The sequence below is a fragment of the Methylobacterium sp. CCH5-D2 genome (assembly GCF_001556475.1).
GTDB classification, from domain to species: Bacteria; Pseudomonadota; Alphaproteobacteria; order Rhizobiales; family Beijerinckiaceae; genus Methylobacterium; species Methylobacterium hispanicum.
Window position 1 is genome coordinate 1 of sequence record NZ_LSIX01000558.1, and the last position, 9,843, is coordinate 9,843.

Sequence of the window (9,843 nt, forward strand, 5' to 3'; positions counted from 1 at the left end):
TCCCGCCGCGGCATGCGCCGCTCGGCGGACGCCCTCAAGGCGCCGACCTACGTCGAGGACAAGGATTCGGGCGAGCTGCGCCGTCCGCACCACATCGACCTGAAGACCGGCATGTACCGCGGCCGTCAGGTCCTGAAGGTCAAGTCGGCCGAGGCCTGAGCCCGGAAGACGTCCGGCGCGGCCGGGATCGCGGCCCCCGCGGGGGGCATCCCCGACGGGGATCAGGCGACCCGCCGCGCCGCCTCCGCGTAGAGCGAGGCGGCCCGCCGGGCCCGCTCCATCCGCGACGGCAGCAAGGTCGGGTCCGCGCCCGCCAGGAGCTGCGCCACGAAGCCGACCTGCGGCCGCGCGCTGCCCGGGCTTCTCGGATCCCAAGAGCCTGAACCGTTCTGTCCCGCGGACGAGCCGTCCGGCACGGGAACGACCGCGCGCGCCGTCTCGACCGGGGCACGCCGCTCCGCGCCGGTGGGTCGTACCGTTCCGGGACGCCGGCTTGGTTCGATCCGGGACATCGCCTCGCAACCCTCCGCGACCATGCCACGACAGGTGCAAGCGTTGAGCCAGCGTTAAGGTTTCGTCAACCTTTGCGTGGGCCGCGCCCAGGCAGGATGCAGGCGGATCCGGCGGATCCCCTTTCCCCGCCGTGCGGGAGAGGGCTTCGGCGACCTTGTCGTCGCCGGAGCGAGGCGGCAGCCGGACAAGGGGGCCTTGACGGAAGAGGCTCGTCCGGAGTCGCCCCCCCTCACCGCCGCTGCGGCTTCGCCCGCACCACCCACAGACACGACAGAGTGGCCGCGGGCCCCTCCCCGTACGCGTGGAGAGGGAGGAGCCTCATCCAGCGGGCGCTGGCCTGCCACCCGCCTCCCTACTTCTTCGCGAGCGCCTCGAGCCGCTCCTGCATCGCGAGCATCTGGCGCTTCAGCTCGTCCAGCTCGCCGCTGCTCGTCGCCGCCGCGGGAGGGTTGGCGGGCTTCGGCGGGGCCGGCGGCGCAGCCCCCGGCGTCGCGCCCGCGCTGAGGCCCGTGAACATCTTCATGGCGTCCCCGAAGAACGACATGTTGGTGCGCACCTGCTGCTCCAGCGCGTTCTGGAAGGCGGCCGGGCCGAAGCCGGTCCCGAAGCCGCCCGTGCCGAACTTCTCGCGCAGGCCTTCCTGGTCGCGGGCGAAATTCGCCATCGAGAACTCGAGGAAGCTCGGTACCATCGTGCGCATGCTGTCGCCGTAGAAGCGGATCAGCTGTCGCAGGAAGGCCACCGGCAGCAGGTTGTCGGCCCCGGCCTTATTCTCCTGCTCGAAGATGATCTGCGTCAGAACCGAGCGCGTGATGTCCTCGCTGGTGCGCGCGTCGTAGACGACGAAGTCCTCGCCGTTCTGCACCATGGTCGCGAGATCTTCGAGCGTGACGTAGGTCGAGGTGCCGGTGTGATAAAGGCGCCTGTTCGCGTACTTCTTGATGACGGTCTGATGGACCTTGACGCTGTCCGCCATCTCTGCGGCCTCTCCCGAACATGACGGTGCGGCCGGCTTCACGATGCGACCGCTTGCAGAACGTAAGGCTTTCATGCGGCGTCGAAAACCGCAATTCGGCACCTTTCCCGGCACAATCATGCATAACGCGCCGGCAAAGCCAACTTTCCGGCCCGCGCCGGTCGTCAGCGATGGCCCTTTGGGCGGCTTGACTTCGCCGTGCCCAGGCCCTTCATCCCATCAACGGACCCGAGTGCGGACACGTCTGAAGCCGCGCCGGCCGCCAGAGGAGAACGCAAGATGGCAGGCAGCGAGGAGATCGTCATCGTCGGCGCGGCGCGCACCCCGGTGGGCTCGTTCGGCGGCGCGTTCGGCAGCGTGCCCGCGCACGAACTCGGCAAGGTGGCGATCCAGGCCGCGCTGGAGCGGGCCAAGGTCTCGCCCGACGACGTGGACGAGGTGATCTTCGGCCAGGTGCTCACCGCGGGCGCCGGCCAGAACCCGGCCCGTCAGGCCGCCATCGCGGCCGGCATCCCCGAGAAGGCCACCGCCTGGGGGCTCAACCAGGTCTGCGGCTCCGGCCTGCGCACCGTCGCGATCGGCATGCAGCAGATCGCCAACGGCGACGCCACGGTGATCGTGGCCGGCGGCCAGGAATCGATGTCGCTCTCGCCCCACGCGCAGTACCTCCGCGGCGGCCAGAAGATGGGCGACGTCAAGCTCGTCGACACCATGATCAAGGACGGGCTCTGGGACGCCTTCAACGGCTACCACATGGGCACGACCGCCGAGAACGTGGCCCAGGCCTTCCAGCTCACCCGCGAGCAGCAGGACCAGTTCGCGACCCGCTCGCAGAACAAGGCCGAGGCCGCCCGCAAGGAGGGCCGCTTCAAGGAGGAGATCGCCCCCGTCACGGTGCCGGGCCGGAAGGGCGACACGGTCGTGGACACCGACGAGTACATCCGCGACGGCGCGACCGTCGAGGCGATGGCCAAGCTCAAGCCCGCCTTCTCGAAGGACGGCACGGTCACGGCCGCCAACGCCTCGGGCCTCAACGACGGCGCGGCGGCGATCGTGCTGATGTCGGCCTCCGAGGCCGAGCGGCGCGGCCTCACACCGCTCGCCAAGATCAAGTCGTGGGCGACCGCGGGCGTGGATCCGAAGGTGATGGGCACCGGCCCGATCCCGGCCTCGCGCAAGGCCCTCGACAAGGCCGGCTGGAAGCCCTCCGACCTCGACCTGATCGAGGCCAACGAGGCCTTCGCCGCCCAGGCGCTCGCGGTGAACAAGGACATGGGCTGGGACGACGCCAAGGTGAACGTCAACGGCGGCGCCATCGCCATCGGCCACCCGATCGGCGCCTCGGGCGCGCGCGTCCTCGTGACCCTGCTGCACGAGATGAAGCGGCGCGACGCCAAGAAGGGGCTGGCCACCCTCTGCATCGGCGGCGGCATGGGCGTCGCCATGTGCCTCGAGCGGCCCTGATCGCCCACGGTTCCCGGCGGGGGCGGGACAAGCCGCCCCGCGCTGAAACGCTTTCAACCGGTTCTCAAGAATAAATTCGGTGCGCGGTCCGCGCGCGATGGGCAAGATGCGCCCATCGCGCGGGGGCACGCCGCCCCCGGTTGAGCGGCAATCCCAACAAGAACATCCGGAGGAAACCATGGCTCAAGGACGCGTCGCCCTCGTCACCGGCGGCACCCGCGGCATCGGCGCGGCGATCTCGAAGCGGCTGAAGGACAAGGGCTACCGGGTCGCCGCCAATTACGGCGGCAACGACGAGGCCGCCAACGCCTTCAAGGCCGAAACCGGCATCCCGGTCTTCAAGTTCGACGTGGGCGACCTCGCCAGCTGCGAGGCCGGCATCAAGGCGATCGAAGCCGAACTCGGACCCGTCGAGGTCCTGGTCAACAACGCCGGCATCACCCGCGACGGTGCCTTCCACAAGATGACCTTCGAGAAGTGGCAGGCGGTGATCCGCACCAACCTCGACTCGATGTTCACCTGCACCCGCCCGCTGATCGACGGCATGCGCTCGCGCAACTTCGGCCGCATCATCATCATCTCGTCGATCAACGGCCAGAAGGGCCAGGCCGGCCAGACCAACTACTCGGCCGCCAAGGCCGGCGTGATCGGCTTCGCCAAGGCGCTGGCACAGGAGAGCGCCTCGAAGGGCATCACCGTGAACGTGATTGCCCCGGGCTACATCGCCACCGAGATGGTGATGGCGGTGCCGGAAGATATCCGCAACAAGATCATCTCCACGATCCCAACCGGCCGCCTCGGCGAGGCCGACGAGATCGCCCACGCGGTCGAGTACCTCGCCAGCGACGAGGCCGGCTTCGTCAACGGCTCGACGCTGACCATCAACGGCGGCCAGCACTTCGTCTGATCCGGTAGATGCGGGTCCGGCGCCCCGGCGCCGGGCCGTCAGCGCGGCGTCGGCCGCCAGTCCGGCGGCGCCATCTCGAAGCCCGCGAAGTCGAAGCCCGGCGCGACGGTGCAGCCGACGAGCGTCCAGGCTCCGAGACTCGTCGCGGTCTGCCAGTGGCCGGCCGGGACCACGTGCTGCGGGCGCTGGTTGCGGGTGAGGTCGGGCCCGAGATGGTGGGCCGCCGCGTCGTGCCCGTTCGGGCTGACCGTGAGCACCAGCGGCGCGCCCGCGTACCAGTGCCAGATCTCGGCGGCATCGACCCGGTGCCAGGCCGAGACCTCACCCACGTCGAGCAGGTAGTAGATCGCCGTGCCGACCGAGCGGCCCGCGACCGCGCTGGGGTCGCGGAAGGTCTCGCGGTAATGGCCGCCCTCGGGATGGGGCGCGAGCCCCAGGGCAGCGATCACCTGCGCGGCCGTCATCGCCGGGTTCATGCGTTGCGATTTCCTTGCATCTCGCGGGGCGACCGCGCGCCGCCCGGGGGTTTTCCCGTGAAATCTCGGTGCGTCGCCGCACTCACTCGCCGATCGCGCCCTGCGGCAGGCTGAAACCGGGCGGCACCCTGGGCGCGGCCTTCGCCTGGCCTCGGGCGGGCACCGCTTCGCCCTCGAGCTTCGGAGCGGCCTCCCGGGTCTTGGCCGCGCGCGCCGGCTTCGCCTCCTTGCGGGCCGCGACCGGCGGAGGCGCCTTCACGGCGGGCGCCGCGGTGCATTCCCGGAAGCCGAGGCGCGCGAGGGGGCGGCCGTCCTCGGAGACGATGCTCAGCGGGTCGGGCAGCGGCGGCAGCGTCTCCCGCCAGCGGATGGCGGTCCCGAGCTGCGCCTCGATCGCGCCCGGTGGACCGCCGCGCCGGAGGGCGGAGAGGTCGGGCCCGTAGGCGGTCGCCAGCTTGCCGCCGATCGCCACCTGCAGCACCTCGGTCGTCTCCGGCGTGAGGGGGCGCAGCGGGTTCTCGACCTGCGCCCGCCCGACCCGGGTCACGAACACCTCGAAGCCCTTCTCGCCCTCGAAGCGCGCCGCCTGCGAGCCGCAGGCGATGGTCGGCGGCGCCGCGAAGGTCGCGTCGAGGGGCGCGCGGTCGATGGCCGGAGCCGGAGCGCGCAGGGGCTCGGCGGGCCGCGCCTCGGGCGCCGGTGCGGCGGGCGCCGTCTCGGCCTTGGCCTTTGGCTTCGGTGCCGGCTTCGGAGGCTTCGGACGGGCCGGCTTCGGGGCGGCCGCCGCGTCGGCGGCCGGCGCCTCCTGCGCGCGGGTTCCGGCCGGCAGACCGAGCACCAGCGCGGCGGCGAGAAGGAGGGGGAGCGTGCGCATCGGGCTCACCACGGGCTCAAGCCTTCTCGCCGGAGCGGCCGGAGGCGGGCGGGATCGGCTCGACGTCGAGCACCTCCGCGGAGCGGTCAATGGGACTGCGCGACGGCCCGACCCGCGTGACCAGATCCTCGTCGCGCTCGTCGAGTTCGTTGTCGAGCCGCAGGGGCGGGCGCCGGCTCTGGGCCGCCATGCGCACCGCGATCACGCCCACCACCGTGCAGGCGAGCACGGCGCCCAGGATCAGGAGGAGTTCCATGCGGACGAACCGTTACCCGAACCGCACGCCTCTTGCACCTGTCTCACCGCGCACTCTCTCGCCGCGCCCCTGTCCCGCCTCCTGCTGTCGCCTCTTGCGCATGCCTCCGCGCCGCGCGATCAGGCGGGACCGCCGACGAAGCGGAACGGAGCTTGCACCGGGGAGCCGAACGGGGTCCCGCGGATGCCGCGCCGGATAGAACCGAACGACAGGGAGCCAGGACCGATCGATGCGCGAGACCGAGCGGAGCCGAAGCCCCGAGGAGCTTGAGACCCATCTGCGCGGCCTGATCGAGGCCTCCCGCGAGCAGGCCGCGGAGGACCCGTTCCGCAATCCCGTGCTCGCCGTGACGCTGGCGATCACCCGCCGCTTCGACCGGGGCGAGATCGACGGCGACGACCTCGACGCCCTGTTCGTGCGCCTGCGCGCCCAGGCGCTGGCCGACCGGGCCGGACGCCTGCGGGCCTATGTCGGACTCAACGGGCCACAGGACGCGAGGGCGGACGCGGACGCCGCCGTGCCGAACCGTCTCGTCGCCGCCGTGCCGCAGCGCGCGGGCGATTTCGAGACGTTCCGCGAGCGTGTCGGCCGCACCGCCTTCGCGATCGTGTTCACCGCACACCCCACCTTCGGCATGCCCCGCGCGGTGGCGGCCCTCCTCGCCCGGAGCGCCAGCCTCGCCGACCCGGCCGCGCGCGAGCCGCTGATCGCGGAGGCCGCCGCGCTCTCGACCCGGCCCGACCCGAAGATCAGCCTCGACGACGAGTTCGATCAGGCCTGCGTGGCCGCCAACCACGCCCGCGCCGCGCTCGACGGCTTCAACGGCGCGCTCATCGACGCCGCCCGTCGCCGCTGGCCCGACCGCTGGACCGAGCTGGTGCCACGCCCGCTCGCGGTGGCGAGCTGGGTCGGCTGCGACACCGACGGGCGCACCGATATCGGCTGGTGGGACACGCTGCGCTACCGCCTCGAATCGAAGCGGATGCAGTTCGACCGCGTGCTGCGCCAGCTGCCGCGGATCCCCGCCACGCAGGTGGTGCGGAGCCTCGCCGAGAGCGCGCTCAGCGCCGTCAACCGTCAGCTCACGGTGGCACCCCGGCTCGGCGAGAAGCCCTCCCTCGAGGCGGTACACCGCTTCGCCCTCGCGGTGATCATCGAGCGCGACCGCGCCCAGACCGATGCGGGGGCGCTCCTCGCCGGCCTCGCGGCCGCGATGTCCGCCGCCGAGGACGAGGCGGACCGGCGGGCGATCGCGGTGCTGCGCGCGGGCGTGGCGACCCACGGCCTCTCGAACGCGCTGCCGCATTTCCGGCTCAACGCCAGCCAGATCCACAACGCGGTGCGCCGCGTCACCGACGTCGAGGGCGAGCCGGCAGACCCCGCCCAGCGCCGCTCGCACCTCGCCACGATCCACGCGCTCCTGAACGACGTGGCGCCGGTCGCGGTGGATTTCGGGGCGCTCGCGGCCGAGCGCGCTTCGGCGGCGCGGCTGATGATGACGATCGCCCAGATCCTCAAGCACGTGGACGGCACCCATCCGGTGCGCTTCCTCATCGCCGAGACCGAGACCGGCTACACCCTGCTCGCCGCCCTCTGGCTCGCCCGGCACTACGGCATCGCGGACAGGCTGGAGATCACGCCCCTCTTCGAGACCGCCGAGGCGCTGGAGCAGGGGATCCGCGTGCTCGACGACGCGCTGCGCAACCCGCACTGGCGCCAGTATCTCAAGCGCATCGGCCGCCTCACCGTGCAGTTCGGCTACTCGGATTCCGGCCGCTACGTCGGGCAACTCGCCGCCACCTTCTGGATCGAGCGCCTGCGCCTGCGCATCACCGAGCTGATGGTGCAGAACGGGCTCGCCGACATCGAGCTCGCGATCTTCGACACGCACGGCGAATCGATCGGGCGCGGCGCCCACCCGACCTCGCTGCGCGACCGCCTTGCCTACCTCGCCCCGGAGGACGCGCGGGCCAAGAACCGGGCCGCGGGCATCCGGGTGCGCCTCGAATCGAGCTTCCAGGGCACGGACGGCTACCTGCTGTTCGGTTCCCCCGCGCTCGCCGAGGCCAGCGTCGCGCGGGTCGCCGAGCACGTCTACGCCCTCGACCTCGCCGAGGACGACGCCTTCGCGGACTACGCGCTCGCCGAGCCCAAGGCCGGGCCGGACGCCGCCCGCGACCCCGTCTACGCCGAGACCGACTTCGCGCTCGAATTCTTCACGGCGGTGCGCCAGGAGATGGAAACGCTGGTCGAGGATCCGGGCTACGCCGCGCTGCTCGGCACCTTCGGCCCGGGCCTGATCGACCGCACCGGCTCCCGGCCCGTGGCGCGCCAGAGCGACGGCGGCGGCCCGGCGCTGATCACCCACCCGCGCCAGATGCGGGCGATCCCCAACAACGCGATCCTGCAGCAGCTGGGCTACCTTGCCAACGCGCTCCACGGCCTCGGCCGGGCGGCCGAGCGGGCGCCGGACATCTTCAGCGAGATGCGGCGCGACTCGGTGCGCTTCTCGCGCGCCTTCCGGCTGGCCCAGCACGCCGCGAGCGTCGGCGACCTCGACGTGCTGCGCGCCTACATCGACACGCTCGACCCGGCCGTCTGGCTGGAGCGGGCGCGCCGCACGCAGAAGGACGGGCGCCGCGAGGAATTGATCACGGTCGCGCGCAGCCTGGAGCGGCTCGACCTCGCGCCGTCGTTACGCCGTCTGTTCGGGCGGCTCACCTGCGACTGGCTCGGGTTGCAGGCGGCCGCACCCGACCTCAGGAAGATGTCGGTGCGCCTCACCCTGCTGCACGCCCTGCGCCTCGCGCTGATCCACCGGATCTGGTTCACGGCCGTGCACATCCCGAGCTTCCGCCCGCAGGCGGGGGTGAGCCGCGAGCAGTTGCTGGAGCGCTTCCTGCGCCTCGACATCGACGCCTGCATCGCGCTCCTCGACGAGATCTTCCCCGTCACGCCAGACCCGACGCTGGGGCTGAATTTCGGCGAGCCGGCCGGCCCGCGCGATGTCGGCACCTACGAGGCCGAGCATACCGGCCTGTTCGACCCGATCCGACGCATGTTCGCGCAGGTGCGCGAGATCTCCGGCATGATCCAGCACGAGGTCGGCGCCTTCGGGTAGGGGGATCCCCGAGGGACGAGTCCCTTGGGCGGGGTCCCGGGGCAGTGCCCCGGGCTTGGCTTCTCCGCCCCGGCTCTGCCGGGACGGGGAAGCCAAATGCAGGGCCAAGATCCAGAACCTTGCCTGCACCCGCCAAAGGTCTCGACCTTTGGAATCCAGTACCGATGCGGGCGCATCTGCCTTCTGGCCGGGAACCGGTCCGGCGTGATAACGCGGCCGCAAGGATGCGGCCGGGAACCGGCATCCCCATATGCCGCTCGGCCCGCGCGGCGTCGCGGAAGCGCGGGCAGAGTCGATCCGGCCTGATCGACCATGAACCGGCTGGCCGCCCGTCCCCGTGGCGTGGGGCGCGAGGGACCTTGAGGACAGGGATGTCGAAGCGGGACTATTACGAGATCTTGGGCGTCGAGCGGACGGCCACGGACGGCCAGATGAAGACGGCCTTCCGCAAGCTCGCGATGACCTACCACCCGGACCGCAACCCGGGGGACAAGGAAGCCGAGATCAAGTTCAAGGAGCTGAACGAGGCCTACCAGTGCCTCTCCGATGGCCAGAAGCGCGCGGCCTACGACCGCTTCGGCCACGCCGCGTTCAGTCAGGGCGGCGCGGGCGGCCCCGGATTCGGCAACGAGTTCGGCGACTTCATGTCGGACATCTTCGACAACTTCTTCGGCGACGGAAGGGGCGGCGGGCAGGCCCGCGGGCGCGGCGGCGCGCCGGGCCGCGAGCGCGGGGCGGACCTGCGCTACAACCTCGAGATCAGCCTGGAGGAGGCCTTCCTCGGCAAGACCGAGACCATCCGCATCCCGACCTCGATCACCTGCGAGACCTGCGCGGGCTCGGGCGCCAAGCCCGGCTCGAAGCCGCGCACCTGCTCGACCTGCGGCGGCTACGGCCGGGTGCGGGCAGCGCAAGGGTTCTTCGCCATCGAGCGGACCTGCCCGAACTGCCACGGCCGCGGCGAGATCGTGGACGACCCGTGCGCGTCGTGCGCGGGGGCCGGCCGGGTCAACCGCGAGCGCACCCTCTCGATCAACGTGCCGGCGGGCGTCGATGACGGGCTGCGCATTCGGCTGGCCGGCGAGGGTGAGAGCGGCCTGCGCGGGGGGCCGGCGGGCGACCTCTACGTCTTCCTCTCGATCAAGCCGCACGACTTCTTCCAGCGCGACGGGGCGGACCTGTTCTGCCGCGTGCCGATCTCGATGGTGACGGCGGCGCTCGCCGGCGAGATCACCGTGCCGGTGATCGACGGCTCG

At 71.8% G+C, this 9,843-nt stretch carries 9 protein-coding genes; 5 read left to right on the plus strand and 4 right to left on the minus strand.

Annotated elements, in window-relative coordinates:
- Positions 1-159 (plus strand): 50S ribosomal protein L32 (rpmF, locus tag AX737_RS38065; RefSeq protein WP_245293442.1); only part of this gene is annotated, 159 nt, incomplete at its 5' end.
- Between the two features lie 706 nt (positions 160-865).
- On the opposite strand, the gene phaR is transcribed toward rpmF, so the two are convergent.
- The gene (phaR, locus tag AX737_RS38070; RefSeq protein ID WP_066922347.1) at positions 866-1,489 is read right to left on the minus strand and encodes a polyhydroxyalkanoate synthesis repressor PhaR; all 624 of its coding nucleotides are present in this window, start codon (positions 1,487-1,489) and stop codon (positions 866-868) included.
- Between the two features lie 279 nt (positions 1,490-1,768).
- Here phaR and AX737_RS38075 point away from each other — a divergent pair, with 279 nt between their 5' ends.
- Positions 1,769-2,953 carry an acetyl-CoA C-acetyltransferase gene (locus tag AX737_RS38075; RefSeq protein ID WP_066922349.1) on the plus strand — a complete coding sequence of 395 codons (1,185 nt, stop codon included), beginning with the start codon at positions 1,769-1,771 and terminating at the stop codon, positions 2,951-2,953.
- 178 nt (positions 2,954-3,131) lie between these two features.
- The gene (gene phbB / locus AX737_RS38080) at positions 3,132-3,860 is read left to right on the plus strand and encodes an acetoacetyl-CoA reductase (RefSeq protein WP_066922351.1); all 729 of its coding nucleotides are present in this window, start codon (positions 3,132-3,134) and stop codon (positions 3,858-3,860) included.
- Between the two features lie 38 nt (positions 3,861-3,898).
- On the opposite strand, the gene AX737_RS38085 is transcribed toward phbB, so the two are convergent.
- From AX737_RS38085 to AX737_RS38095, 3 genes are all read right to left on the minus strand, one after another.
- A complete protein-coding gene (locus AX737_RS38085; protein WP_066922353.1) occupies positions 3,899-4,336 on the minus strand; it encodes a cupin domain-containing protein in 438 nt (145 codons plus the stop codon).
- An 82-nt stretch (positions 4,337-4,418) separates the two neighbouring features.
- Entirely contained in the window at positions 4,419-5,210 is a 792-nt protein-coding gene (locus AX737_RS38090; RefSeq protein ID WP_066922355.1) for a hypothetical protein, read from the minus strand.
- A 16-nt stretch (positions 5,211-5,226) separates the two neighbouring features.
- Complete coding sequence (locus AX737_RS38095) at positions 5,227-5,466, minus strand: hypothetical protein (RefSeq protein ID WP_066922357.1); 240 nt, start codon at positions 5,464-5,466, stop codon at positions 5,227-5,229.
- A gap of 229 nt (positions 5,467-5,695) precedes the next feature.
- On the opposite strand from AX737_RS38095, the gene AX737_RS38100 reads away from it, so the two are divergent.
- The gene (locus AX737_RS38100) at positions 5,696-8,587 is read left to right on the plus strand and encodes a phosphoenolpyruvate carboxylase (protein WP_066922359.1); all 2,892 of its coding nucleotides are present in this window, start codon (positions 5,696-5,698) and stop codon (positions 8,585-8,587) included.
- Between the two features lie 371 nt (positions 8,588-8,958).
- On the plus strand, positions 8,959-9,843 hold an 885-nt coding region (locus AX737_RS38105), incomplete at its 3' end, for a molecular chaperone DnaJ (RefSeq protein ID WP_066922361.1).

Bases quoted from the DNA above. Each gene is read 5' to 3' on its own strand.
- AX737_RS38090 (WP_066922355.1), bottom strand. From the start codon at position 5,210: ATGCGCACGCTCCCCCTCCTTCTCGCCGCCGCGCTGGTGCTCGGTCTG.
- AX737_RS38100 (WP_066922359.1), top strand. From the start codon at position 5,696: ATGCGCGAGACCGAGCGGAGCCGAAGCCCCGAGGAGCTTGAGACCCAT.
- AX737_RS38085 (WP_066922353.1), bottom strand. From the start codon at position 4,336: ATGAACCCGGCGATGACGGCCGCGCAGGTGATCGCTGCCCTGGGGCTC.
- AX737_RS38095 (WP_066922357.1), bottom strand. From the start codon at position 5,466: ATGGAACTCCTCCTGATCCTGGGCGCCGTGCTCGCCTGCACGGTGGTG.
- phaR (WP_066922347.1), bottom strand. From the start codon at position 1,489: ATGGCGGACAGCGTCAAGGTCCATCAGACCGTCATCAAGAAGTACGCG.
- AX737_RS38075 (WP_066922349.1), top strand. From the start codon at position 1,769: ATGGCAGGCAGCGAGGAGATCGTCATCGTCGGCGCGGCGCGCACCCCG.
- phbB (WP_066922351.1), top strand. From the start codon at position 3,132: ATGGCTCAAGGACGCGTCGCCCTCGTCACCGGCGGCACCCGCGGCATC.